Annotated in this window: 22 protein-coding genes; 15 read left to right on the top strand and 7 right to left on the bottom strand. The window is 42.6% G+C overall.

Going from position 1 to position 25,174, the window contains the following annotated elements:
- Positions 1-114: 114 nt before the first annotated feature.
- From tsf to IJ00_RS21940, 4 genes are all read left to right on the top strand, one after another.
- Positions 115-1,059: a translation elongation factor Ts gene (gene tsf, locus IJ00_RS21955; RefSeq protein WP_035156737.1), complete on the top strand. Its 945-nt coding sequence runs from the start codon at positions 115-117 to the stop codon at positions 1,057-1,059.
- 254 nt (positions 1,060-1,313) lie between these two features.
- Positions 1,314-2,162, top strand: a complete 849-nt coding sequence (locus tag IJ00_RS21950; RefSeq protein WP_035159461.1) for a hypothetical protein — start codon at positions 1,314-1,316, stop codon at positions 2,160-2,162.
- 208 nt (positions 2,163-2,370) lie between these two features.
- Positions 2,371-4,851, top strand: a complete 2,481-nt coding sequence (gene recG, locus IJ00_RS21945; protein WP_035156735.1) for an ATP-dependent DNA helicase RecG — start codon at positions 2,371-2,373, stop codon at positions 4,849-4,851.
- Between the two features lie 69 nt (positions 4,852-4,920).
- On the top strand, positions 4,921-6,573 hold the full coding sequence (locus IJ00_RS21940; protein ID WP_035156732.1) for a DUF1565 domain-containing protein: 1,653 nt from the start codon (positions 4,921-4,923) through the stop codon (positions 6,571-6,573).
- 19 nt (positions 6,574-6,592) lie between these two features.
- On the opposite strand, the gene IJ00_RS21935 is transcribed toward IJ00_RS21940, so the two are convergent.
- The gene (locus IJ00_RS21935) at positions 6,593-7,858 is read right to left on the bottom strand and encodes a hypothetical protein (protein WP_035156728.1); all 1,266 of its coding nucleotides are present in this window, start codon (positions 7,856-7,858) and stop codon (positions 6,593-6,595) included.
- Positions 7,859-7,964: 106 nt separating this feature from the next.
- Here IJ00_RS21935 and IJ00_RS21930 point away from each other — a divergent pair, with 106 nt between their 5' ends.
- Positions 7,965-11,096, top strand: coding sequence for an alpha-mannosidase (locus IJ00_RS21930; protein WP_035156726.1), 3,132 nt, complete (start codon positions 7,965-7,967; stop codon positions 11,094-11,096).
- A gap of 55 nt (positions 11,097-11,151) precedes the next feature.
- Here IJ00_RS21930 and psbN read toward each other — a convergent pair whose 3' ends face one another.
- A complete protein-coding gene (gene psbN, locus IJ00_RS21925) occupies positions 11,152-11,283 on the bottom strand; it encodes a photosystem II reaction center protein PsbN (RefSeq protein ID WP_035156723.1) in 132 nt (43 codons plus the stop codon).
- An 86-nt stretch (positions 11,284-11,369) separates the two neighbouring features.
- On the opposite strand from psbN, the gene psbH reads away from it, so the two are divergent.
- The 3 genes from psbH (at position 11,370) to pth (ending at position 12,864) form a co-directional block, all read left to right on the top strand.
- Positions 11,370-11,573, top strand: coding sequence for a photosystem II reaction center phosphoprotein PsbH (gene psbH, locus IJ00_RS21920; RefSeq protein WP_035156721.1), 204 nt, complete (start codon positions 11,370-11,372; stop codon positions 11,571-11,573).
- A 153-nt stretch (positions 11,574-11,726) separates the two neighbouring features.
- Entirely contained in the window at positions 11,727-11,975 is a 249-nt protein-coding gene (locus IJ00_RS21915) for a TatA/E family twin arginine-targeting protein translocase (protein ID WP_035156719.1), read from the top strand.
- A gap of 250 nt (positions 11,976-12,225) precedes the next feature.
- Complete coding sequence (pth, locus tag IJ00_RS21910) at positions 12,226-12,864, top strand: aminoacyl-tRNA hydrolase (protein WP_035156717.1); 639 nt, start codon at positions 12,226-12,228, stop codon at positions 12,862-12,864.
- A 232-nt stretch (positions 12,865-13,096) separates the two neighbouring features.
- Here pth and rpsU (IJ00_RS21905) read toward each other — a convergent pair whose 3' ends face one another.
- The gene (gene rpsU, locus IJ00_RS21905; RefSeq protein WP_008226419.1) at positions 13,097-13,276 is read right to left on the bottom strand and encodes a 30S ribosomal protein S21; all 180 of its coding nucleotides are present in this window, start codon (positions 13,274-13,276) and stop codon (positions 13,097-13,099) included.
- A 353-nt stretch (positions 13,277-13,629) separates the two neighbouring features.
- Here rpsU (IJ00_RS21905) and IJ00_RS21900 point away from each other — a divergent pair, with 353 nt between their 5' ends.
- Complete coding sequence (locus IJ00_RS21900; protein ID WP_035156712.1) at positions 13,630-13,884, top strand: hypothetical protein; 255 nt, start codon at positions 13,630-13,632, stop codon at positions 13,882-13,884.
- Positions 13,885-13,887: 3 nt separating this feature from the next.
- Positions 13,888-15,129 carry a murein transglycosylase A gene (locus IJ00_RS21895; RefSeq protein ID WP_035156709.1) on the top strand — a complete coding sequence of 414 codons (1,242 nt, stop codon included), beginning with the start codon at positions 13,888-13,890 and terminating at the stop codon, positions 15,127-15,129.
- A gap of 8 nt (positions 15,130-15,137) precedes the next feature.
- Here IJ00_RS21895 and rpsU (IJ00_RS21890) read toward each other — a convergent pair whose 3' ends face one another.
- Positions 15,138-15,332, bottom strand: a complete 195-nt coding sequence (rpsU, locus tag IJ00_RS21890) for a 30S ribosomal protein S21 (RefSeq protein WP_035156706.1) — start codon at positions 15,330-15,332, stop codon at positions 15,138-15,140.
- Between the two features lie 132 nt (positions 15,333-15,464).
- Entirely contained in the window at positions 15,465-15,776 is a 312-nt protein-coding gene (locus IJ00_RS21885) for an RNA-binding protein RbpA (RefSeq protein ID WP_035156704.1), read from the bottom strand.
- Between the two features lie 522 nt (positions 15,777-16,298).
- On the opposite strand from IJ00_RS21885, the gene lpxD reads away from it, so the two are divergent.
- The 3 genes from lpxD (at position 16,299) to IJ00_RS21870 (ending at position 20,401) form a co-directional block, all read left to right on the top strand.
- Complete coding sequence (lpxD, locus tag IJ00_RS21880; protein ID WP_035156701.1) at positions 16,299-17,345, top strand: UDP-3-O-(3-hydroxymyristoyl)glucosamine N-acyltransferase; 1,047 nt, start codon at positions 16,299-16,301, stop codon at positions 17,343-17,345.
- 248 nt (positions 17,346-17,593) lie between these two features.
- A complete protein-coding gene (locus IJ00_RS21875) occupies positions 17,594-18,034 on the top strand; it encodes an Hsp20/alpha crystallin family protein (RefSeq protein WP_035156698.1) in 441 nt (146 codons plus the stop codon).
- A gap of 264 nt (positions 18,035-18,298) precedes the next feature.
- Positions 18,299-20,401 carry a hypothetical protein gene (locus IJ00_RS21870; protein ID WP_035156696.1) on the top strand — a complete coding sequence of 701 codons (2,103 nt, stop codon included), beginning with the start codon at positions 18,299-18,301 and terminating at the stop codon, positions 20,399-20,401.
- A gap of 272 nt (positions 20,402-20,673) precedes the next feature.
- On the opposite strand, the gene IJ00_RS21865 is transcribed toward IJ00_RS21870, so the two are convergent.
- Together IJ00_RS21865 and folK are read right to left on the bottom strand one after the other, a co-directional pair.
- Positions 20,674-21,222 carry an NUDIX hydrolase gene (locus tag IJ00_RS21865; protein ID WP_035156695.1) on the bottom strand — a complete coding sequence of 183 codons (549 nt, stop codon included), beginning with the start codon at positions 21,220-21,222 and terminating at the stop codon, positions 20,674-20,676.
- An 87-nt stretch (positions 21,223-21,309) separates the two neighbouring features.
- Positions 21,310-21,816 (bottom strand): 2-amino-4-hydroxy-6-hydroxymethyldihydropteridine diphosphokinase, encoded by a 507-nt coding sequence (folK, locus tag IJ00_RS21860; protein WP_035156692.1) that lies wholly within the window; start codon positions 21,814-21,816, stop codon positions 21,310-21,312.
- A 442-nt stretch (positions 21,817-22,258) separates the two neighbouring features.
- Here folK and IJ00_RS21855 point away from each other — a divergent pair, with 442 nt between their 5' ends.
- Together IJ00_RS21855 and IJ00_RS21845 are read left to right on the top strand one after the other, a co-directional pair.
- Positions 22,259-24,673, top strand: coding sequence for a transglycosylase domain-containing protein (locus IJ00_RS21855; RefSeq protein ID WP_238178378.1), 2,415 nt, complete (start codon positions 22,259-22,261; stop codon positions 24,671-24,673).
- A gap of 244 nt (positions 24,674-24,917) precedes the next feature.
- On the top strand, positions 24,918-25,148 hold the full coding sequence (locus tag IJ00_RS21845; RefSeq protein ID WP_035156684.1) for a hypothetical protein: 231 nt from the start codon (positions 24,918-24,920) through the stop codon (positions 25,146-25,148).
- The last annotated feature ends 26 nt before the right edge of the window (positions 25,149-25,174 follow it).

Raw genomic sequence — 25,174 nt, 5'->3', positions numbered from 1 at the left:
TTTTTCCTGCCGAGCGAAGTCGAGGCTTAAATTCACTCAGCATTCTATACTTTAGGCATCAAAACCCTGTTTTTGAGCAATTACAACTGTCAGTCAAGTAGAAATTGAGGCAACATGGCGGAAATATCTGCAAAACTCGTCCAGGAGCTACGCCAAAAGACTGGTGCTGGCATGATGGACTGCAAAAAAGCGCTAAAAGAAAACGATGGTGATATCGAAAAAGCCAGCGAATGGTTACGACAAAAAGGTATTGCCAAAGCTGACAAAGCGGCAGGACGTGTTGCCGCAGAGGGTTTAGTTGATACCTATATCCCAGCTGATGGTCAGGTGGGTGTATTGGTTGAAGTTAACTGTCAGACTGACTTTGTTGCTCGTAACGAAGATTTTAAAGCTCTGGTACAAAATTTAGCAAAACAAGCTGTTGATGCTGATAATGTTGAAGATTTGTTAAAACAGCCTTACATTGACAACCAAAGCATCACAGTTACAGAATACATCACGCAGTTGGTATCCAAATTGGGTGAAAATATCCAACTACGTCGTTTTGCCAAATTTGCGCTGCCCGCAGCAACTCAAGGTAAAGTAGAAAGCTATATCCACACTGGCGGTCGTGTTGGTGTGTTGGTAGAAGTTGACTGCGAGAAAGAATCTGCGGCAGCGAATGAAGAATTCCAAGCTTTAGCGCGTAACGTAGCAATGCAAGTTGCTGCTTGTCCGAATGTGGAATATGTCAATGTGAGCGAGATTCCTGGAGAGATTGTCCAAAAAGAAAAGGACATCGAAATGGGACGGGATGACTTGGCAAATAAGCCTGATAATATCAAGGAAAAAATCGTTCAGGGACGTATTGATAAGCGTCTCAAGGAAATGACTTTGGTTGATCAGCCTTATATTCGTGACCAAAGTGTCACTGTGGAAGAACTTGTCAAGCAAACTAGTTCTAAAGTCGGTGATACCGTTTTGGTGAAGCGTTTTACTCGCTATGTCCTCGGTGAAGGTATCGAAAAAGAAGAAAGCAACTTTGCTGATGAGGTTGCAGCTCAAATCGGTGCGAAGTAATTCGCTTTTTGGTCATTGGTATTGATAAATGAAAAATAATCGATGACTATTCTGAGGTACAGGTCAAGCTATTCAGCTTACCTGTATTTTTATTTTGATTCTCTATACAATATAGATAGTACAAAAGTACGCAACCAATTAGTTTAAGTAATCTATATTGAGAGTAATCATTGACAATAAAAATTTTTTTGTGCCTATATAATCGGATTTATTCCTAAATGATTGAAAATATTCGAGTTTTAAATTACTTATTTATGACTAGACCCATCGAAAGAATTGAGCAAGACTTGGTAGGATTGCAGGAAGCTGTGAGGGCGATCGCCCAGGAATTAAAAACGGCTTATACTAGCTATTTAAAAGTCCTTGGTAAAACCATGCGTCAGCAATTAATTCTGGCAACCTATTATTTATGTACCCAAGGATATCCAGAAAAGTTCCTCAATTTATCTTTGAATCAAAGACAGTTATTACAGCAAGCAATTCGCTATTTAGGAACACAAACAGCCCAACAGTTACTCAACTATGAGCAAGCAGATACAGAACTAGTGACGGAAGAGATAGAAACAGAAGATGATTTAGAAGATGATTTAGAAATGGATGAGATGGAAGCTGATTTTTATCTCTTACCTTTTCCAGAGGAATCTAAAGAGCCCAGAGAATTTGTCCGATGGCAGCAGAGTCTAGAAATTTTTATTCAAAACAAGCTTAAAGAAGCTTCTCAAGAAGCCAATCAAATATTATATAAATCAAGATTATTACCTCAAGAAATACCAAAAAATATTCTAGATATAGCCAACACAGTATCAGAGGCTACAACAGAAATCATCCCAACTATTCCCAATGTTCCAAATATTTTAAATATGGTAATTGGTTTAGAGGATGAAGAGGATTCAGAAGAAGCAAACTTAACCCAGGTGATAGCAATTAGTTTACGGTTAGGGGAAATTGAATTTACAGATGCTAATTTGACCTCGGAACGTAAACAAATTCGTCATATTGTAAATCGACTCCATAAGATTACCGTTGAACATCAAAAAATTCAGCGTGAAAAGTCTATTGCAGAGGCTGAAGCTGCATGGCGTTCCAGTTGGTATGAAGATTAATTATATAAATAAACCCTATTAACTATAGACTGTAAACTATTTTCCCAGATTCACTTTCTGGGATGGAAAACTGAGAAAGGATTTACCTAAAAAGAAAAGGATATAATCCTCTTCAGTGAACAATGAGCAGTTTATTAACTGATAACTGATAACTGATAACGAGCAATAGCGGGGACGATAATTTTGAATTCCCCAAAGGGGTTGACCAATGACTAATGAATCTCCCGATTGGTTAAGATTACAAAAAGCCTTGGCAGTTGAAGCAGAAAAGGGATTTACTGACTTAGTTGGCAAACAGTACCGTTTCAGTGAATTTCTCTGTTTAACCTTTGGCAAATTTCCTGGAGTTATCCCAGCAACGGAACGTCGTCGTTGGCAAGATTTAGCCATGATGTTTGCCAATTATCCCAATTTAGATTTAGAAGCTAGACAAAATTTAATCGCTGATACTCGTAAATATCTTTATCAATTACAACAACAGGAACATGGGCAAAATATTACAAAACCTGCCTCTGCTCCCTTAACTAAATTAAAATATCCTAATCCTAAATCCCCCATTGTTGCCGAAGTTAGTCGAGAATTAGCACCCAGAATCGAACAAAAACTGAGTGATTTACCAGAAATTGGTTATCGCAAAGCTAGTCAAATTATGCGTTTGGGTATACACACTGTTCGAGATTTATTGTTTTATTATCCCCGTGACCACATCGACTATGCTAGGCAAGTAAATATTTGTGATTTGCAACCGGGAGAAACCGTAACTATTGTGGCAACGGTGAAAAGTTGTGGTTGTTTTACCAGTCAAAAAAACACAAAATTAACTAGATTAGAACTTACTCTCCGTGACCATACAGGTAGGGTGAAAATCAGTCGTTTTTTTGCCGGGACACGTTATAGTAATCGCGGATGGCAAGAAACAATGAAACGTCGCTATCCCGTGGGTTGTATTGTGGCTGCTTGCGGGTTAGTTAAGGGTAATAAATATGGTTTTAATTTAGAAGACCCAGAAATTGAAGTTTTAGCACACCCAGGAGATGTGATAGAATCCTTCACCATTGGTCGTGTAGTGCCAGTTTACGGCTTAACAGAGGGAGTGGGGGCTGATTTGCTCCGTCAGGCAGTTATTGCAGTATTACCTGCGGCAAAGTTGTTAAAAGACCCTTTACCCAGTGGTTTGCGGGAAAAATACAGGTTAATGGGGTTACAGGATGCTATTACTAATATTCATTACCCCCCGGATAGTGATTCTTTGCAAGCTGCCCGTCGGCGGTTAGTATTTGATGAGTTTTTCTACTTGCAGTTAGGTTTATTGCAACGACAGCAAAAAGCGAAGGAAATGCAAACAACTGCGGTACTAGTACCACGGGGAGAACTGCTAAATCAATTCTATGAAATCTTACCGTTTCAACTAACTGGGGCTCAACAGCGAGTAGTTAATGATATTCTCAATGATTTACAGAAATCTGTACCGATGAATCGTTTGGTACAGGGTGATGTCGGTTCCGGAAAAACTGTTGTGGCTGTGGTGGCAGTGTTGGCAGCAATTCAGTCAGGGTATCAAGCAGCACTTATGGCTCCCACGGAGGTATTGGCAGAGCAGCATTATCGCAAGTTGGTGAGTTGGTTTAATTTACTGCACTTACCAGTGGAATTACTGACGGGCTCGACGAAAACGGCGAAACGGCGACAAATTCATTCCCAGTTAGAAACGGGGGAATTACCCCTATTGGTTGGTACTCACGCTTTAATTCAAGAACCTGTGAATTTCCATCGCTTAGGTTTGGTGGTGATTGATGAACAGCATCGTTTTGGGGTGAAGCAACGGGCAAAGTTACAACAGAAGGGTGAACAACCCCATGTATTAACAATGACAGCGACACCAATTCCTCGGACTCTAGCGTTAACGATTCATGGGGATTTGGATGTCAGTCAAATTGACGAGTTACCACCAGGTAGACAAGCAATTCAAACAACGGTGCTATCCTCTCAACAGCGCCCAGAAGCTTATGATTTGATGCGCCGGGAAATTGCCCAGGGACGGCAGGTTTATGTGGTTTTACCCCTGGTAGAGGAGTCAGAAAAATTAGACCTGCGATCGGCGATCGAGGAGCATCAAAAATTACAAGAAAGCATTTTCCCTGAGTTTCAGGTGGGGTTGCTCCATGGTCGAATGAGTTCCCCGGAAAAGGATGAGGCTATTAGTCAATTTCGCGACAATCAGACACAGATTCTGGTTTCCACAACGGTGGTAGAAGTAGGTGTGGATGTACCTAATGCTACGGTTATGCTCATTGAAAATGCAGAAAGATTTGGACTTTCTCAACTGCATCAATTGCGGGGAAGGGTAGGACGAGGGGCAGCAAAATCCTTTTGTTTATTGATGAGTAGTTCCCGTAGTCCCGATGCACAGCAAAGATTAAAGGTGTTGGAACAATCTCAGGATGGGTTTTTTATTTCGGAGATGGATATGCGTTTTCGCGGTCCGGGGCAAGTTCTGGGCACTCGACAGGCAGGTGTGCCAGATTTTACCTTAGCAAGTTTGGTGGAGGATGAGGAAGTGTTAATTTTGGCACGACAAGCAGCAGAAAAGGTGATGGAGATAGATGCTACTTTGGAGCGCTGGTATTTAATGAAGGAGGAGTTGCAGTATCGTTATGAGCGGTTGATGGGTGGGGCTATTTTGACGTAACTTATTCACAACCCTTGGCATAAATTCAGATTAGGTTAGGATATCTGTGTTCTAATCGATGGTGTGAATATGACAGTGACTCTGTACGTAAATCCGACAACGGGTAATGATACCGCAGTTGGTAGTCAGCAAGCACCTTTAAAAACCATTACCCAAGCTTTCAAGCGATCGTCCTTTGGGCATAAAGTAATACTGGCAGATGGTACTTATAATGCTGCTAGTGGTGAGGTGTTTCCTCTTGCGATTCCGAATGGGGTGGTGATTGTTGGAAATGAAGGAAACAAAGGTATAAATATTGTCATTGAGGGTAGCGGTGAGTACCTCAGTCGCACTTTTGCAAAACAGAATGTCACTTGTGTGATGAATAATAGTGCTGAGTTGCGGGGTGTGAGCATAACAAATTTGGCTACTCGTGGTACGGCTGTCTGGATAGAATCAACTAATCCGACTGTAGCAAATTGCACCTTTACTAAGTGTAAGCGGGAGGGTGTGTTTGTAACTGGGGATGGCAATCCAGTAATTAGTGATAATGTATTTACTGAGAATGCGGCAAATGGAATTTCCGTAGCGAAGAATAGTAAGGGTGAATTTCGCAGTAATGCTTGTTTTAAAACTGGTTTTGGGATTGCGGTGAGTGATACTGCGACACCTTTGCTCAGAGATAACAAGATTTATGAAAACCGTTCGGGTCTTGTGATTTCTAATGATGCGCGTCCGGTTTTACGGAATAATATTAGTGAGAGAAATACCCAGGATGGGGTGACGGTAATTGGTAATGCTTTGCCGGATTTGGGAAGTAGTAATAATCCTGGGGGGAATATTATTCGGAATAATGGGCAGTTTGACTTACAAAATGCCAGTGGAAATAAATTAATTGTTGTTGGGAATCAGATTGATCCAGGAAAGGCAAAGGGAAATATTGAGTTTGTGGATAACCAATTACCTAATCCGATTCCAAATCCGACTCCCCTACCCAATCCCAATCCCAATCCAAACCCCAATCCCAATCCTAATCCAAACCCCAATCCAAATCCTAATCCCAATCCTAATCCCAATCCCAATCCCAATCCTAATCCAAACCCCACACCTGATCCAGATCCTATACCTGATCCAGATCCCATACCAAATCCCAATCCTAACCCCAATCCCAATATTGATTTAGTTGATATTAGTGGTCACTGGGCGGCTGACTTTATCAAAAAGTTGGTAAAATTGGATATTATTAAGGGGTTTCCTGATAAAACTTTTAAGCCAGATGCGACGATGACGAGAGCGCAATATGCCGCATTGTTGGTGAAAGCTTTTAATCCTGCTGTGAAACGGGGAGAATTAAAATTTAAGGATGTTCCAGATAATTTCTGGGCAAGTAAAGTAATTCAACAAGCATACCAAGGACAGTTTCTCTCTGGTTTCCCTGATGGAAATTTTCGTCCGAATCAGAATATTCAGAGAGTACAAATTATTGTTTCTTTGGTGAATGGTTTAGGTTTAAAAGTGGCGACGGGAACGGCAAAGGTATTTTCAGACCAGGCAAAAATCCCGGAGTATGCCAAGGATGAGGTAATTATTGCTTCTCAGAAAAGATTGATAGTTAATTATCCTAATTTATTACAACTTAACCCTACCCGTGATGCGACACGCGCAGAGGTAGCGGCTATGGTATATCAAGCATTAGTTGATGCTGGTCGTGTCGCGGCGATCGCCTCGCCTTATATCGTATAATTGACTGTATTGACGTGGGTTAGCGAATAATTCGCGTCAACAGTCTTTTCAAAATCTGCCACAACTGCACGGATATTTCTTCTAGTACCACCATGAAACTGTCAACCCACTCTAGAAGACGTTCGAGGGGATGTTTTTCATAACTGACTGTTTTCGCTTGGGTTTCTATCCAATCTGGTTGAGCTTTGATATCTGATGGAGTGGGAGAATTATCTTGGGTAATAGTTGTTGACTGGGCAACTACAATATCACTGGTAGACTCTAGTTGTAAGGATTGAGACTGGTTTCCTACTAATTGTCTATCTGTTTGTGATTCGTCAATTGTTTGATAAACTGCTGCTGCCTCTCCAAATAAATCGTCGAAGGTTAACCAAGGATCGATAGCTGTTTCTTTGATTTGGGGAGAGCGGGGAGAAATTCTCTTGCTTGGGGAAGGGATATGACTATTCTGGGGTAGTTGGGAAGTTGTTTTTTCTCCAAAGAAGAAATTAATAGCTGCTAAAATCAATCCAGAAATTTTTGAGGGATTATGATTGACTTCTGATTGTTCCCCGTAAAGGAAGAGATGGAGTTTATCTTGGGCAATTTTGACAATTTCTTGACTGGTACGGGTTATGGGGATGATAGCATGGGATTCGAGCTTGGAAATTATCTGGAGATTGGACACTTTGCGCACCGCGTTATCTACAAATACCAATGCGGTTGCGTCTGGTTGCGAATTTTCTTCTTGTTTCCCGTATAGGATTTTTGTGAGTAATTTGTCGATTTCCGGTAAGAGCTTACTCTCTGCTTTCGCTGGTTGCAGCTGTCGCCAATATTTACCAATCTCACTAATGATTTTATTTTCTAGCTGTTGTTGCTGCTCCTGGCTGAGAATATCAACGATTTCGTTTTCGGAATTTATCAACACTAATTGATGGGAGTCAATTTCCGCCGCTATTCCTTGGAAATTCAGGGATGAAGATGTAGAATTGCTAACAACTAAACCCTCTGAGGGGTGAATTGATAAATTTTCTATCTCCTGTAAGACTTGCTGAATCGGCTCATCTGTTGCTGGTAGCGCTTTATTTTCTGCTGATGTACCTGAAGATAATTGCTTATCAGCAGATTCAACAACATTTTGCATCATTATATATATGGGGTATACCAATGCCTCAATTGACCAAGAAGTTGCCAGTTGAAGTTGTCGCAGGGTGCGTTTAGCACCATCACCGAGGCGACGGGATTGGTGATAAAAGAAGTTAAATAGTCTACTTTGATAGCGTCCAGAGTCACCAGAAGACATGATAGTAAAGTTTTATTGAGAGTAATTTAATTTGTGAGACTCCCGCCTAACAATAATAACGACCAACTGTGATTTACGAATCCGTGTCCATATCATACCGGAAAATATGACTTCTCCCGATTCTACCTCTTGCCAAACAATGACTGATGTCATTTCTCGCCTACGTTCTTACTCCCAGTTAGATATCCAGTCTCATTGGTACTGTCAGGAGGGAGATTTAAGTTTGACGGAGGTGATGGATAGTAATTTGGGGGAGTGGCAAGTTGGAGAAATTAATTCCAAAGGATATATTACCTGGTCGGGGGGGCGACGGGTGTTATGGTTGGTGCAAAAGTTGATAATTCCTGCCGATGTTCATGGTTATCCTCTGGGAAATTGGGATTTATATTTGGCTTTAGTCTGGTGGGCAGATAGTGCGAAAATTTTTCTGAATGGGGAATTCCTCGCTGAGGGTGATTTGTTTGATTGCTCTCCTCGGATATTAATTAGTTCTGGTGTGAAACCTGGAGAAGAATTGACTCTGGCTGTGCGGTTAGTTAGTCCAGGACATTGTGATGGTGCTTTGGTGCGATCGCGCTTAGATTTTCAGTCACACGATGGTGATAATTTAGAACCAGGTTTCCTTGCCGATGAGTTGGATATTCTGCGAATATATGGGCAAACTTGGGAAAATGAAATTTCTAGCCATCATCCCCACCAAGAAGTCGCCGAATTTTTCCAGTTACGAAATTCTCTGCGATCGCGCATCTCTAATTATCCTCACTCCATATTCCTTTTAGGTCATGCCCATTTAGATATGGCTTGGCTGTGGCGTGTCTGTGAAACTTGGCAAGCAGCAGAGAACACCTTTGAATCGGTATTGAATTTACAGCAAGAGTTTCCCGAATTAATTTTTTGCCATTCCACTCCGGCTTTGTATGCTTGGGTAGAGAAACATCGTCCCGATTTATTCCGCAAAATTCAAGATGCTGTCGCCCAGGGGAAATGGGAAATTGTGGGTGGTTTCTGGGTAGAACCAGATTTAAACTTAATTGACGGTGAGTCGATTGCTCGTCAACTATTATATGGTCAACGTTATATCCAGGAAAAGTTTGGTCAAAGCTGTACCATCGTTTGGGTTCCTGATACCTTCGGTTTCTGCTGGACTTTACCCCAGTTTCTCCAACAGGGGGGGATAGATTATTTTGTCACCCAGAAATTACGCTGGAATGATACCACTAAGTTTCCCCATGAAGTTTTTTACTGGCGATCGCCTGATGGGAGTCAAGTTTTTAGCTTCATGTCTGCACCTATTGGTGAGGGGATTAACCCAGTAAAAATGGCAGAGTATGGGGTGGAGTGGGCAGAAAAAACTGGAACTTGTCAAAGTTTGTGGCTTCCTGGTGTCGGCGATCATGGCGGTGGACCAACTCGTGATATGTTGGAAACAGCTCGACGCTGGCAAAAATCTGCCGTTTTTCCCCCCTTAGAATTTACCACTGCCCAAAAATATCTTAACTCCCTCGCCACAGAGTTATCTCAAAAGGATTCTCCCCTACCGATTTGGAATGATGAACTCTATCTAGAATTTCATCGCGGTTGCTATACTACCCACGCTGACCAAAAGCGCTGGAATCGATATTGCGAGAATCTCTTATACCAAGCAGAGTTATTCGCTTCCCTGGCAACCATTAGTTGTGGTGTCACCTATCCCCAGGAATCCCTAGAAACAGCCTGGAAAACAGTCCTATTTCAGCAGTTTCATGATATTTTGCCCGGTTCTTCCATTCCAGAAGTCTATAGCGATGCTCTCCCAGAATGGCAAGCAGTAGCAAAAACTGGTGAGGAAATCCTAGAAAATTCCTTGCGCGCGATCGCCTCCCAAGTTACCCTTCCCCCTTCTCCAACTCCCGAAAGCTTCCCCCTACTAGTTTTCAACTCCCTGAATTGGCAGCGATCGCAGGTTGTCACCGTTTCCTTACCTACAGAGAGCAAAAATTGCTCCATCTGCGATGCCCAAGGGAATCCCGTTGTTTCTCAGTTAGGAGAAAATTCTACCCTGCTTTTCCTGGCAGAAGATATCCCCTCCGTCGGTTATCGTCTCTACTGGTTAGTCCCCAATTCCGTAGACAATCAACACGTCCATACAGATTATAATCATACCAAAACGGGTTTGCGAAAGCAACTAACATTTTCTCCCGAAACATTGACTTTAGAGAATGATTTTTTGCAGGTAAAGATAGACAAGCACACAGGCAATTTAATCAGCATTTTTGACCGGATTAATTATCGAGAAATCCTCCATGCTGACCACCCTGGAAATCAATTACAATTCTTTCAAGATAATGGTCAATACTGGGATGCTTGGAATATTAACCCCAACTATAACCAACACCCCCTACCATCACCCACCCTGACGGCAATTCAGTGCCTCGAAGCCGGAGCAGTGCAAATACGTGTGCGCGTCACTCAGCAACTCGGCAAATCAGAGTTCCGTACCGACTACATCATTGACCTAGCTTCTCCCATCCTCCAAATATCCACCCAAGTTGATTGGCAAGAAAACCAGGTACTAGTCAAAACCGCTTTCACCTTCAACTTCACTGCCGACTTTGCCACCTATGAAATACCCTGCGGTAGCATTCAGCGTCCGACTCAACCACAAACCCCAGCCGAAAAAGCTAAATGGGAAGTTCCCGCTCTACGTTGGGCTGATTTAACCACAGAAACTGACGATGGCAATATTTATGGTGTGAGTCTTTTAAATGATTGTAAATATGGCTACGATGCCCAACCAAACCAACTACGCTTGACCCTGTTACGTAGTCCCAACTGGCCCGACCCCCAAGCTGACCGAGGTATCCATGATTTTACCTATGGTATCTACCCCCATCTAGGTGACTGGAAATCTGCTGAAACCGTCAAAAAAGGTTATGAACTCAATCGTCCTTTATCAGTAATTTTACTAGATAATCAAGCTTCAAATAATACTAATTTGCCAAGCACTGGTCAACTGTTAAATCTCTCATCTCACAATGTGATTTTAATGGCATTGAAGCAGTCAGAGGATAATTCCCAGACTTGGGTAATGCGTTGTTATGAATGCCACGGAGAAGCCTCTGAGGTTCACCTAGAAAGTGACTTGGATTTACAAATATCATCTGCCGTAGATTTACGGGAATATCCTGTCACCCCAGATAACCCCATCCAGAACATTTCCCCATGGCAAGTCAGAAGTTATCTACTCTCTACACCCTAGGGAAAGCCTGAGCTAATCACCAAAATCTAGCGATCGCCGTTGTGTCTTGCTTCAACTAATCCTCATGATCATCAAAGGGATCGTTGAGTTGCTTGGATGGGGGACCAAAAGAAGTATAAATAGACGCTGCGGTAATGGCGATCACCACTGCACAAACTGAGATGCTAAGAACTGTTGCGGGTTCCATAATTTAGAGATGGATTATGAGTGCTATTCTTATAGAATATTACAGAAGATTAAAAAATGCTTTGGCAACTCATCATAAGGTGAAACATGGCACAACGGACAAGACTAGGAGATATCCTCAGACCCTTAAATTCTGAGTATGGAAAAGTAGCCCCCGGTTGGGGAACTACAGGCTTGATGGCAGTATTCATGGGGCTATTCTTTGTATTCCTGCTAATTATTCTGCAACTCTACAACAAATCAATTTTGATTCAAGGTGTAGATGCAACTTGGCAGAGTCTTGGTAGATAATTAATACCCAACTTTTACAGCTTGTAAATTATCTGAGAACCCGGTCTAACCGGGTTTTTTTTACAGAACCCCAAGCAAATCGAGTTTCCCCCTTCCCCTTTCCCCCTTCCCCCCTTAAACTACAAATGGGACGCTTAAGGAGTATCGAAGACAATGAACGTATTTGGTATTGGCTTGCCAGAGATGGCAATTATCTTTATTGTTGCCCTATTAATTTTTGGACCAAAGAAACTACCAGAAATTGGTCGTAGTATGGGGAAAGCTGTTCGGGGATTTCAGGATGCATCTAATGAGTTTCAGAAGGAATTCCAAAAGGAAGCATCACAAATCCAGGAAACTGTCAAGACTACAGCCGAATTAGAACCCAAGCAGTTGGAAGCACCCCAAAAGGAAGAGGTGTAATTGATGAGGTAATCGGGAATAGACTTGGGTGGCAAATAAGTCCGATGGTAACGGGTGTAATATATTTACTTTCAGAAGCTTTTCTATCAAGACTTAGAGATTACTTCTTTTTGTAGTCATGGGACTCAAGGATGAGAAAAGTTTCAACATCGATGGGTGTATGGGGGTTAATCAGCAGTCTTGAATCAGTAGCGGTTTCTAGCCACGACTGATGATAATTGTCTTGACATTTTACATTTCAGATTTATTGATGGCAGAAGACAATAGCAAAAAATCAGTGATTCCTATTCAGTTAATAGTCGGTTTAGGGAATCCAGAACCCAAATACGACCAAACCCGCCACAATATCGGTTTTGCAGCAATCGATGCTTTATGTCGGAATTGGCAAATTTCTCTAGCTGAAAATCGCAAGTTTCAGGGAGAATATGGAGAAGGAATTGCCCCCGGTGGGGAAAAAATTCGTTTACTCAAACCCTTAACTTATATGAATCGCTCTGGACAGGCGATCGCCTCCGTAGCAAACTGGTACAAACTACCGCCAGAATCGATTCTAGTTATCTACGATGAAATGGATTTACCCCTAGGGAAAACTCGTTTACGCCTATCGGGTTCTGCTGGGGGGCATAATGGTATGAAGAGTGCGATCGCTCACTTAAGTAGTCAAAATTTCCCACGTTTGCGGATTGGGATTGGTAAGCCGAAAAACCCCGTGACAGGGGAAGAGAAAGACACAGTTTCCCACGTTTTGGGGAAGTTTTCTGCTGTTGAGAACCAGTTAATGTCTGACGTACTTCAATTTGTTGTGGAATGCGTGGAAGTCAGCCTGAAGCAAGGTATCGAAAAAGCGATGAATCGCTGCAATAGCTATACCGTCAGTAGCAGTGAGTAGGAACTTTCCAGCCCCAAATCAAGCACTTTTGCACGTGCCAAAATGACGGTAATCAGATGTGGAAATTCTCCTGCCAAGTCATGGCAAACCCCAAATATTCTTTCTGCCTCTGTTTGCTATCATCAGCACACCCCATAGAGGGGTGTTTGATAGCTGATCGTATATTTATATCAGAATAGAGGCATTTTGTTGGCTTAAACTCAAGTTTTAAGCCATTTCAGCATTTATTGTTTTATTTAAAACGGCGTTTGCGTCTAGCTGCAACCGCTTTGCGTTTACGCTTTTCCAAAGGTGTTTCAAAATGCCGATGATACTTTACGTCAGCTAAAATGCCAGCTTTAGACACTTGACGTTTAAAGCGACGCAGAGCTGAATCGATGCCTTCATTTTCACCTAAAACCACTTGGGTCATTCTTACTCTTTCCTCATGACGATATTACCCATTGTAATGCTGCCTCCACCCTGAGGACACTTCAAGGTGAGATACTGCCCACGAAAAACTGGATTTTTCGCCCATAAACAGCAAAAAACCTAATTCTTACAAGTGTTTAATTATATTACTAAAATCTTACCTGACAATAGAAAAATTACCAGAAACTTCGGGAACTGTTGACTGAAAATTTTCAGTCATCCTACATGGTTCCAAATCCATTAATAGAAGGAAATCGGGAAACATTACTCCCGACTCTTCTGTACTCTCACCCTTCCCATTCTGGTATTGCGTAGTTCAAAATGGGTGGGATGTGTTTGGAATGAGTAAATATTATGGCTAGAACTCCGAATGAATACGCAGTATACCTGATGATGGAAAGTGGACATAGGGAAGAGGTACGCTTCCCCACAATTCAAGAGTTTCAGAAGTGGTACAGTGGTGAACTTATACCTAAGTCTGCTTCCGCAGATTTTATTAATGTGCCGATTAAAAATATTCAGGGTGAATACATGGTTGTTCGTCCATCACGAATTGTCGCTATTCGGGTGGAACCTATTTATACATCTAGTGTCGAAAGATTTACGTAAACAATGAAAAAAATACTGGCTTTAGTCTCTTTTGGTTTAGGAATTGCTCTTTTCCACCCGATTTTGTCTGCTCAGGTACCAATTTCTGTACCGATGCCTCTTCCTTCCACTTTACCAGAGCCGGTACCAGAGAAACCCCAAATACCACCACTCAAACTCGTCGAAATAGATACAAATTGTACGCCTGCTTCCGCATGCTTGGCTTGGGATGAGCAACTTTGGGGTGGTAAGAACAAAAAAGGCGATCGCCGAGCGCTATTGACATCAATAGACAATAGTTTACGTTACCTAAAAACCGACAGGGCAGCCAGAATCTATCAAAATTATCCTCTTCCCGAAATTACCCTAGAACGGGTACGTCGGAGTTTAACGAGATTCCGACAATTAGTTGTCCAATCTAAATCACCCGCTCAACTACAAAAAGCTGTGAAACGGGAGTTTGCCTTCTATCAGTCAGTGGGTAACGATGGGAAAGGAACTGTTAAATATACTGCCTACTACGAACCTGTTTATACAGCTAGTCGTAGCCGCACCTCCGTATATAAATATCCCCTTTACCGTCTTCCCCCTGACTTTGAAAAATGGGCTAAACCCCACCCCAAACGCATTGATTTAGAGGGTGAAGATGCTTTATTGGGTGAAAAAAGCCCCTTACATGGTTTAGAACTGCTGTGGTTCCGCGATCGCCTGGATGCTTATATGGTACATATCCAGGGTTCTGCCCAGATTCAATTACCCGATGGTAAAAGAACCGCTATTGGATATGCAGGTGCTACGGAATACCCCTGGACTAGTATTGGTAGGGAATTACTTAAAGATGGCAAATTAGCTAGTAATAGTTTAACCATGCCCAAAGTTTTGAATTTCTTCCGTAAAAATCCGGTAGAAATGAATAATTACCTGCCTCGGTGGGAAAGATTTGTCTTCTTCAAAGAAACTCGAGATAGACCCGCCACTGGCAGTATTAACGTACCCGTCACTCCCGAACGTTCCATTGCCACCGATAAATCTCTCATGCCACCAGGTGCTTTAGCATTAGTTAATACCCGCCTTCCTTACCCCGCAGGTAAAGGAAAACTTTCCTATCGCCTGGTCAACCGTTTTGTTCTGGATCAAGATACAGGTAGTGCTATCAAAGGACCCGGTAGGGTTGACTACTTTATGGGTACGGGGAAACTCGCAGGTGATCGCGCTGGAGTTACAGGGGGCAATGGCAGATTATTTTACTTACTACTGAAGGAATGACTCAAACCCTAGCGGCGAAAACGCTTCTTAAACCGCTTGGAGTTGGCAACTGCCTTAGCTTTACGCTTATGTTTTTCTAAAGGAGTTTCAAAGTGGCGATGTTTCTTGATGTCGGGCATAATCCCCGCTTTAGAAACCTCCCGCTTAAACCGACGTAAAGCTGAATCAATTCCTTCATTTTCGCCTACTACTATTTGGGTCATTCTTTTTCCCCCGTTAAATTAATTTGACATTTGACAACTGATTAAATCGAAACAATTCAGTCAAGATGAAAAAAGGGCAGACTCTTTGTCTGCCCAAGAGACTGAAAATTATGAATTATGTTGTTTGTAACTTTAGTAGCGCCGGGAATATCCTCCACCATTATTTCCCCGTCTACCACCGCCACCAAAGGAACCACCATCGGTTTTTGGTCTAGCCTTATTCACCTTCAAGTTACGTCCCATCCACTCCGCAGAGTCCAGAGCTTCAATTGCAGCAGTTTCTTCAGCTTCGGAAGACATTTCTACAAAAGCAAATCCTCGCACACGACCTGTTTCACGGTCTACGGGCAACTGTACACTTTTAACGGTTCCGTATTCTGCGAATACCCGTTTGAGGTCATCTTGCTCAACCTCGTAGGACAGGTTGCCGACATATATTGACATAGAACATCTCCAGAATTGACATTGTAGAGATTTAGATCCGGAGAAGTCTGTAATGTAGGTATAGATAAAAACAAACTGCAAAACCGAATTTAATCTTCCATAGATACCCTAACACAAATCTGTAAAATTCAATGTTTACACTGAGAGCCAGGGCAAGACTGAGGGCAAAACAGCCAGGGTTAGAATCCCCCTTTATCCTGAACTGATTTTCTCAATCAGCAAAAGCAAAAAATTATTTTGCCTTGATTTTAGCTAATAATTTCTTAATGGTATGGGTAGATTTATTCAACGGTCATCAGTTATCGAATTATTCACTTCTCAGTACAATCAACTGATTATCTGCTTGGGACTCTGAGTCTTGAGTTTCAAGCAGTTAGTTCAGGCGATGGCTTGGAGATTTTAGCTATATTCACCCTACCCAGGCTTAAGGCTGAGTGACTAAATCTATCTTTAACTTTGAAAGACTCAACCCGAAGCTTTGCTGTGGGAAGCAATCTCAAATCTTAAATTGGTGTGACAAAAATGAAATTTAGCGAAATTATTGCTCAACTTGGAGATGTTGCAAATATTAATCATAGCCTGCTAGGGAACCCGGAAGATGATCCAGAAATTCTTGGGGTGGCGGCAGTTGATGAAGCTAGTAATCAGACCCTCAGCTACATTGAAGGGGCAAAATTTTCTCAGTCTATTGCCACAACTGCTGCCAGTGCATTAATTCTCCCTCAAGATGCTGCGATGCAGGAACAAGCAACTTCCCGTGGTATTGCTTGGATTGCAACTAGGGATCCCAAATTATTATTTGCCCAGATTCTTGCTTGTTTCTATCAACCTTGGCAACCGACACCAGAAATTCATCCGACGGCAGTAATTCATCCGAGTGCGAACATCGGTAATCATGTTTATATAGGTGCCCATGTCGTCATTCAGCAGGGAGTAGTAATTGGGGATGGAGTTTGTATTCATCCCAATGTTGTGGTTTACCCAGAAGTGACAATTGGCGATCGCACAATTCTTCATGCTAACTGTACCATCCATGAACGTAGCCGTATTGGTGCTGACTGTGAAATACATAGCGGTGCGGTGATTGGTGCAGAAGGTTTTGGCTTTGTTCCTACCGCCACCGGCTGGTTGAAAATGCAACAGTCTGGCTATACGGTTCTAGAAGATGGAGTTGTTGTTGGCTGTAATAGTGCCATTGATCGTCCAGCCGTGGGGGAAACCAGAGTCGGCAAAAATACAATTATTGATAATTTGGTACAGATTGGACACGGTTGTCAAATTGGTTCAGGTTGTGCATTGGCAGGACAATCAGGGATGGCAGGAGGAGTCAAAATTGGTAAGCGAGTTATATTAGCAGGACAGTCAGGAATTGCCAATCAAGTGAAAATCGGTGATGGGGCGATCGCCTCTGCGAAAGCTGGTGTACATAATAATGTAGCTCCAGGGGAAATTGTCTCTGGAACTCCTGCTATCCCCCATAAAGACTATCTGAAAATCTCAGCAATCTTGAACCGCTTACCAGAAATCTATCAAACTTTGAAACAATTACAAAAAATGCTCAAAAAATGATATTTTCTCGATATTCAGCTATCAGCTAATAGCTATTCATAGGAGATGTATTCCTTTTCTCTACCCCAAATATGTCTGGTAACTACTACTTTTATTAGTAGGGTTAACCCAACTCACCAATTATATTCTCGGAGAGATGATGAAAACAAAGGCAGATATCATAAATTCCTGCCCAGTTAGCCAGACAAGCAAACTAGATTAATCTCTCGATTCAGTAGGATTACTGTTTTCTAGGAGGTTTACAGGTTATGACATTAGTACATTGGCAACCATTCCATGAAATGGAAAATCTCAGACGGCAAATGGATAGAATCCTTGGAGATTTCACCAGTATAAGTCGAGATTTAACCTCAAATTGGACTCCCGCCATTGAGTTAGCAGATAACCCAGAAAATATCGTTTTGCGTGCAGAAATTCCTGGAGTTGAAGCCAAAGATTTAGATATTCAAGTTGCGAAAGATGCAGTTTCTATTTCTGGCGAAACTCATTATGAAAACAAAACCGAAGAACGGGGTTATTTTCGCTCGGAATTCCGTTATGGTAAATTTCAAAGAACAATTCCTTTACCCGTTCCCATTGTCAACGACAAGGTGGAAGCGGAATTCAAAAATGGTATTTTGCAATTAGTTCTACCCAAAGCAGAAAATACCAAAAACCCTGTTGTCAAAATTAGTCTGGATGGACAATAGAGATTCCAGAGGACAACTTCGGTTTGATTAGGAATTGCAAAGGGGTGTAGCTAGGCAAAATCAGTAAATTTCCCAGTTGTGAGGAGTCTATTCTGTAAAAGTTGTGTAAATTCATCCTCAATGCGTAAATTTTTCTGTAGCATAGAGTAAATAAAACGGGTGATATGCATATCACCCGTTTTTTGTTTAAAGAAGTAAGAATACTAATATCAGGGCAAGTATTAACACCATTGCCTGGAAAATCTATCTATACCTAATGACTATATGAAAAATCACGTTCATGTTGGCAACTATGCCATAGAATTCACCCCTAGTCATGGAGCAAGAGTAAATTTAGCTACTACGAATCAAGTAATTAATTGGCGATCGCGTCAGCGAAGCGTAGCTTTATCACCTGATGAATTAGCTAGCAATCCATCCCACTCCACTGCACCACTGACTCCACCCCAGGAAAACAACCTAGTTAATTATGCGGAAATTATTCAACAAGCTGTAGCTACTTTAACAACAGACAAAATAGTGGAAATTATTACTCCATTTAGTTTGAGTAAACGCATACTACAGTATTATTTATTACAAGAATCAATATTTATGAGAGCATTCCCTGATGGAATTATTGCCTTACCCCCAGGGCTAGGTAGTGTCAGCGATATGCTTCAGGTCTTGCTAGAATCTTTTTATACTTTAGATATTCCCTATAAAGCAACAGATAAAGAAATTTTCCCCAAAATTCAAGGCAAACAAGCATTAATCATTCTTGACAAACAGGAAATAGGGGAATGGGAAATCTCAGAATTAATAGCTGTTATTAGTCAATGTAAATTTATCCTAGTCTCCACTGGCAAAATAGGCAAAATAGGAACAACCAGAAAAACCTTAAACTATAGTTGTTTACCCTTAGCAGATGCCTTAACTGTAGTTGAAAGTGAATTGCAACGTCCCCTGACTACAGCAGAAATCCCTGCTGCCAAATCTTTATGTGAACTTTGCCAGCGTAATCCCACCTATTTACGTATAGCGATCGCCACGATGGTGACAGAAGGATGGACGCTAGCAGAATTAGTTAGTCAATTGCCCAATTCTGCCACAGACAAATACTTGATTCGCCATATTTTCACATCTCTATCAGGATTATCGCGCACAGTCTTAGAAATCTTGATAGTCATGGGAAAAGTTGGGATTACGCCAGAGCAGGCAATCACTCTTACCAAGCAGTTAGCCGCAGGCAAAATATTATCAGAATTACACCAACGCCATCTTGTCGAGTTAGACGGTGAAGTTTATCGTCTACACCCAGAAACCCTAGAATTCTTACCTTTACCTTGGGAATTAGCAGATACCCTAGAATTGATAAATCGGTATTTCACGCATTGGTCAGAGAAATACGCCCAAAAACCAGAAATTCTATCTCCACAGATCACAGCGATCGCCCAAATCATAGAAGTGAATGTGCGCGCTAGTCACTGGCAGGAAGTTTTATCCCTAGTCAGCAGTATAGACACGGCGATCGCCCTCAATAGATATTGGGGTTTATGGGAGCATATTCTCACCAGGGGACTCCAAGCATCCCAAGCAGTGCAAAATCAAACAGTAGAAGCATGGGTACTTCATCAACTGGGAACCCGCGCTCTCTGCTTAGGAGATAAAGATACAGCCACAAAATACCTGAACCAAGCACAGCAAATTCGTGAACATCTGGGTGAAGCATCCGCGATCGCCACCACCACCCATAATTTACAATTCCTAGAACCGCCAAAAGTAGCACCTCACACCCCAGAACCCCCACCAACCCATAACCCGATAAATCCACCAGCAAAACCAGCTACATCCCCAGAATTGCTCACACGACTAAATATTACTATTGATGATTCCCCTGGAAAGGAACAACCCGTCAAGCAAAATTCTCCCATAGCTACCATCGCCTTAATCAGTGCTGGATTAATTACCTCCGCAGCGGCGATCGCAGGTTTCAACTGGCAAAAATTGACTAAACAACAGACAGCTCCCACAAATATTCAACCTCAACAGCAAAGCCAGGAAACCAAGCAAACCACACCAACAGTAGTAACACCAAAAAAGGTAAATACTCCGGTTCCTGCCAAAATACCGTCGCCTACGGTTTCCCCGGATAATGCTGCACCACCTCCAATGATGCCACCTATCGAAGTTGAGTTTGATAATTTACCAAAACAACAGGTACAAATTCAACGTCCCAGAATTCCCCGAAGACAGCGTGTTGTGACTCCTAAACCCCAACCGACGGCAGTCCCTACCCCAACGGAAGCAACACCAGAAACCACAACAACGCCCACACCAGAAGCCACAACTCAACCAACAGAAACTCCGCAAACATTTTCACCGATATAAAAATGCGGCTATGCATGAATTGGGGGAAGAAATAGCTCAGCAGGGGGAAATATGACTCTCAATCCCATACCATTGAAGGGAAACTGATAATTTTTGTTTAGGGACTTTCAGAAAACAAGTTATCCAAATATTTATTCAGATTTGATTTTTTGGATTTTTCTGGTTCTCCCTACTCCCCCGCCTACACTACCATTGCTTATTTTTTATTTGGAAGCTCCTTAACTGTGAGAGAAACCCGCTTTCTTCATGGTTTCGGGGGTTTCTCCCTACTGCTACATTAACAGTGGACGAGCTAGGAAAAAGCTAGAAATTGATTTTGCATCTACTGGTTCCCCTGCCATAATCGCTTGCTCTAGCTGCTCTGGGGTGTAAAAGACAATTTCAATATCTTCGTCTTCGTCTTGATTGGGTGGTTTTTCCAGCTTTTGTAAATCCGTTGCCATGTAAGCATAGATAATCTCATCGGAATAGCCAGGAGCCAGGAAAAATTCTCCAAGTTTTTGCCATGTTGCCGCACTATAACCGGTTTCCTCTTGGATTTCTCTGGTGACTGTTGCCAGGGGATCTTCACTTACTTCCACTGTACCGGCTGGAAATTCTAGTAACCTCCCACCGACAGCAAAACGGTACTGACGTACAAGTATCAGTTTACCCTCAGCAGTAACGGGAATAGCTAAGGCTCCTCCGGGGTGTCGAATGCACTCCCATTCTCCTTCTGCTTGATTCGGTAAACGCAGACGGTTAACTTCAAAATCGAACTTGCGCCCTTTATAGAATAAGCGTTGCTTTAAGAGCTGTGGTAATTCTCTACCTAGTGGCATAGTTTCGTGTATTTGTCTAAAAACACACAGATAAACTCTTACAGAGGATTGGATTTCATCTGGTTAGTCAGTTTATCTGTAGTTAAATTATTTGCCCTGAAATGGGTTTACTTCAGAACAGTCTACATCTAGAAGCAGCTGTTTTATCCGCCGTCCGGAAACTGGTTCGATCCAATCGGGGGCAATTTCTGCCAGGGGAACTAAAACAAAAGCGCGATCGCCCATACGAGGGTGGGGTATTTGCAGATTAGAACTGTCTAAAATCAAGTCAGCATACAGCAAAATATCTAAATCTAAGGTTCGCGCTCCCCAACGTTCTCGACGTATTCGACCAAACTCTGCTTCTATTTGCAATAAAGTTATTAATAATACCTGGGGTTCTATCTCTACTTCTAAAATGGCACAACCATTGAGATAATCTGGTTGCGGTGGACCGACAGCTTTAGTTTTATACCAACTAGATTGAGCCAGGAGATTTATCCCAGGAATCTGAGTTAATCTGATAATTGCTGCTTCCAAAATCTCCAGAGAATTGCCGAGATTACTACCAAGAGCAATGGCACTCTGAAACCTGGAACTCTTTCCAATACTCATGCTCTTCCTAAATTTCGGCGCAAATATTCCCAATATTTGTTTGCTATCACAATTATAAGTAATATGCAAGATTTACTATTTTTCTATTTACAAATATTTGCCAAACTTTTTTAGTAAATAGGGAAAAATTGTCATGTATTTGCGGATTTTTTTTTCCAGATTTATAGGATATTATACTAACACAAACATAGTAGGCTAATTCAGAAATCTTGAACCATAGCAGTTACAGTGTTTTGCAAATATCTAAGGTGCAACCCTCCCCCTAGACAGGGAGTAGTTTCTTCTAGATTACCTTCCCCCCTTTAACAAGCTCTGGATACTGCTTGGTAAGGTTGGTGGGGTATTTCTGCACCTTAATGAAGTCAAAATCTGCTGTCATCCTAGAACTGCTATCAAGAACTGACGTGGCTTAACTTCCTGGCTAAAGGGACAGATAACCAAGGTGAGTGGCTCTGATATCGAAAAACCAGCATCGCCAGAGGGCGATCAGGAACAAAACCCAGCATCAAACAACCCCCCTGAAAGTTCACCACCCCCTGTGTTGGTGAAGGGCAAACAGGTGCTTCACCGTTTACAAACTGTCTCGTCGGCGATTCTCGACAAATTGCCTGGTAGGGGGAAACCCCTTTACCGCCGTTACTGGTTTTGGGCAGGAATCACTCTGGGAGGAGGGGCGATCGCGACTTCCTATGGTATCTGGACAATTGATAAGTCCTTACCAGATCGGGCAGAATTGAGTGCGGTTGTTCGGGAGCAAACCCTGACAATTCAGGCAGCAGATGGCACAATTATTCAGCAACAAGGGGAAGCGACTAGGGAACAGTTAAAGCTAGAAGAAATTCCCGAAAAGCTCAGACAGGCTTTTATTGCCTCGGAAGATAGAAGATTTGCCAACCATGATGGGGTAGATTACCAGGGTGTAGTCAGAGCGGTGGTGAATAACCTGCGCTCCAAGGATGTGGTGGAAGGTGGAAGTAGCATCACCCAGCAGCTATCTCGTATCCTGTTTCTGAAGCAGGAAAAAACCGTTTGGCGCAAGTTGAAAGAAGCACGACTGGCGCAGAAAATGGAACAGGTACTGACCAAGGATGAAATTCTGGAACGGTATTTAAACTTGGTATATTTGGGTTCGGGAGCCTATGGTGTGGCAGATGCGGCTCAGGTATACTTCAGCAAGACCGTAGACCAACTCACCTTGAGTGAAATGGCAACGATCGCCGCCCTACCCCCTGCACCCAACCGCTTTTCCCCCGTTGTGAACCTGGAATTAACCCAACAGAGGCGAAATCTTGTACTTCAGAGAATGTTGGAAGACAAGATTATTACCCCCAGCGAGAAGGAGAGCGCCACCAATGAGGCAATCACCCTCAAAGCCAGTCCCCCCAAACGCTGGCAAGTGGAAGCACCATACTTTATCAGTTATGTACAGAAAGAATTACCGAAATATGTGCCCCCAGAAGCCTTGAAACAGGGGGGATTGACAGTAGAAACCAGTCTCAATTTAGATTGGCAAAGAGCGGCAGAAAAAGCCGTCAGCAAAACCTTGAAGAACCAAGGGCGTTGGGAAAACTTTAAGGAAGCTGCCCTAGTTGCCATCGATCCCCGCAATGGGCAAATCAAGGCAATGGTAGGGGGAAAAGATTTTAATAATACTCAGTTTAATCGCGTCACCCAAGCCCAACGGCAACCCGGATCGACTTTTAAAGGGTTTGTCTATGCGGCGGCGATCGCCACTGGCATCAGCCCCTATGATAGTTTTCAGGATTCACCCCTGATCGTTGATGGCTACGAACCGAAAAACTTTGATGAAGGATATCGCGGTTGGATAAATATGCGCGATGCTCTGACAAAATCAGTGAATATCGTCGCTGTCCGCATCATCATGAGGGTAGGTTTTCAACCGACAATTAACCTTGCCCACGCCATGGGTATTAAGTCAGAACTCAAGCCAATGTATTCCCTGGCGCTTGGTTCTAATGAAGTCAATCTCCTAGAAATTACTAGTGCCTACGGTACATTCGCTAACCAAGGCTTACACGTAGAACCCCACGGTATCACTCGTATCCTCAATCGTCAGGGCAAAGTTATCTGGACAGCCAATTTTCAGCCCAAGGTGGCTCTCGATGCTGAAAGCAATGCCATCATGACTTGGATGATGCGCAATGTCGTCAATGCTGGTACAGGGCAAGCTGCCCAATTAAATAACCGTCAAGTTGCCGGCAAAACAGGAACCACGGACGAAGCCCGCGATTTATGGTTTATTGGCTTTATTCCCCAATTAGTCACAGGGGTGTGGTTAGGTAACGATAACAACAAACCTACCTGGGGTAGTAGTAGCACTGCGGCTTATACCTGGCATGAATTTATGAAAGTTGCTGTTGAGGGAATGCCCATAGAAAAATTCCCTGCTCGTCCGGAAAAACTGGAAGGACGCAAAGGTAGCATTAAGGCAGAACCCATCAAAGCCAGACGCTTAGTCAATCGGAGTATTCCCAGTCGTGACAGTGAGCAAGAATCCAACGATGAAAGTAGCAATCGCCGTCGGCGACGGGGGGAATATAACAATAGCGATGAGAGCAATAATAGCGATCGCCCATCCCGCAGACGCAGACGACGCTATAACCAAGAAAATCAAACCAACTCAGAAAATACTTCTAGAAGCGAGAGAAGAAGCTCCCGCCGTCGCCAAAGTAGCGAAGAATCATCACCTACATCTGAGACACCCCGTCGCCGCCGTCGGGTAGAATCGGATACACCTGCCCCATCACGTCGCAGTAACAGTAATTCTGACTCTACACCTAGCAAACCTTCTTGGCGTGAAAGACTCAGACCAACTCAATCCAGTGAGGGGAACTAAACATGGGAAAATGGAAATGGAAAAAAGAAAATTGGCAATCCCGGCAAGCTAACATTGTCCCTTGCTTCGTGCCATATTTAACCTATTGGGGGATGTGTGTATCACTTTTTTCCCATAGTTTAACTAATACCCATCTACCAAATATTCAGGATGGAAAAGTCCAGGAAAAACTAGCTTTCAAGTTTCCCCTTTTCCCCTACCTCCATTCTCCAAGCCATGGTGCATACCACAGAAAGGTGTACTTATGATTGTATTTTTACAAGCTGTCACAGACAGTAGTAATGAACCTCATTTTCCCTGGATTTTTGCCGCCATCTATTTATTAGGTTTTGGTGCTGCTATTTCCGTGGGTTTTACAGCTTTATCTAGCTATATACAGAGTCCACTTCTAGGACGTAAATCACGCTCTCGATACAAAGCTTTTCGCCCCAAAGCAAAGCGAAGAGTCAGTTCCTTCCGCTCCGAATGGGACTAATTTCCCTATGGAGAATTCAAAATTCA

This window comes from Calothrix sp. 336/3, from assembly GCF_000734895.2.
In the GTDB taxonomy this organism is placed as follows: Bacteria; Cyanobacteriota; Cyanobacteriia; order Cyanobacteriales; family Nostocaceae; genus 336-3.
The sequence above is the reverse complement of the archived record's forward strand: the minus strand, read 5'-3'. Positions and strand labels throughout refer to the sequence as shown.

Coding starts and splice junctions, on each gene's coding strand:
- IJ00_RS21865 (WP_035156695.1), bottom strand. CDS start 21,222: ATGCCACTAGGTAGAGAATTACCACAGCTCTTAAAGCAACGCTTATTC.
- IJ00_RS21935 (WP_035156728.1), bottom strand. CDS start 7,858: ATGTCTTCTGGTGACTCTGGACGCTATCAAAGTAGACTATTTAACTTC.
- IJ00_RS21940 (WP_035156732.1), top strand. CDS start 4,921: ATGACAGTGACTCTGTACGTAAATCCGACAACGGGTAATGATACCGCA.
- recG (WP_035156735.1), top strand. CDS start 2,371: ATGACTAATGAATCTCCCGATTGGTTAAGATTACAAAAAGCCTTGGCA.
- IJ00_RS21870 (WP_035156696.1), top strand. CDS start 18,299: ATGAAAAATCACGTTCATGTTGGCAACTATGCCATAGAATTCACCCCT.
- IJ00_RS21915 (WP_035156719.1), top strand. CDS start 11,727: ATGAACGTATTTGGTATTGGCTTGCCAGAGATGGCAATTATCTTTATT.
- IJ00_RS21845 (WP_035156684.1), top strand. CDS start 24,918: ATGATTGTATTTTTACAAGCTGTCACAGACAGTAGTAATGAACCTCAT.
- IJ00_RS21895 (WP_035156709.1), top strand. CDS start 13,888: ATGAAAAAAATACTGGCTTTAGTCTCTTTTGGTTTAGGAATTGCTCTT.
- folK (WP_035156692.1), bottom strand. CDS start 21,816: ATGAGTATTGGAAAGAGTTCCAGGTTTCAGAGTGCCATTGCTCTTGGT.
- tsf (WP_035156737.1), top strand. CDS start 115: ATGGCGGAAATATCTGCAAAACTCGTCCAGGAGCTACGCCAAAAGACT.
- IJ00_RS21885 (WP_035156704.1), bottom strand. CDS start 15,776: ATGTCAATATATGTCGGCAACCTGTCCTACGAGGTTGAGCAAGATGAC.
- IJ00_RS21930 (WP_035156726.1), top strand. CDS start 7,965: ATGACTTCTCCCGATTCTACCTCTTGCCAAACAATGACTGATGTCATT.
- IJ00_RS21900 (WP_035156712.1), top strand. CDS start 13,630: ATGGCTAGAACTCCGAATGAATACGCAGTATACCTGATGATGGAAAGT.
- pth (WP_035156717.1), top strand. CDS start 12,226: ATGGCAGAAGACAATAGCAAAAAATCAGTGATTCCTATTCAGTTAATA.
- IJ00_RS21950 (WP_035159461.1), top strand. CDS start 1,314: ATGACTAGACCCATCGAAAGAATTGAGCAAGACTTGGTAGGATTGCAG.
- IJ00_RS21875 (WP_035156698.1), top strand. CDS start 17,594: ATGACATTAGTACATTGGCAACCATTCCATGAAATGGAAAATCTCAGA.
- rpsU (WP_035156706.1), bottom strand. CDS start 15,332: ATGACCCAAATAGTAGTAGGCGAAAATGAAGGAATTGATTCAGCTTTA.
- rpsU (WP_008226419.1), bottom strand. CDS start 13,276: ATGACCCAAGTGGTTTTAGGTGAAAATGAAGGCATCGATTCAGCTCTG.
- psbN (WP_035156723.1), bottom strand. CDS start 11,283: ATGGAACCCGCAACAGTTCTTAGCATCTCAGTTTGTGCAGTGGTGATC.
- psbH (WP_035156721.1), top strand. CDS start 11,370: ATGGCACAACGGACAAGACTAGGAGATATCCTCAGACCCTTAAATTCT.
- lpxD (WP_035156701.1), top strand. CDS start 16,299: ATGAAATTTAGCGAAATTATTGCTCAACTTGGAGATGTTGCAAATATT.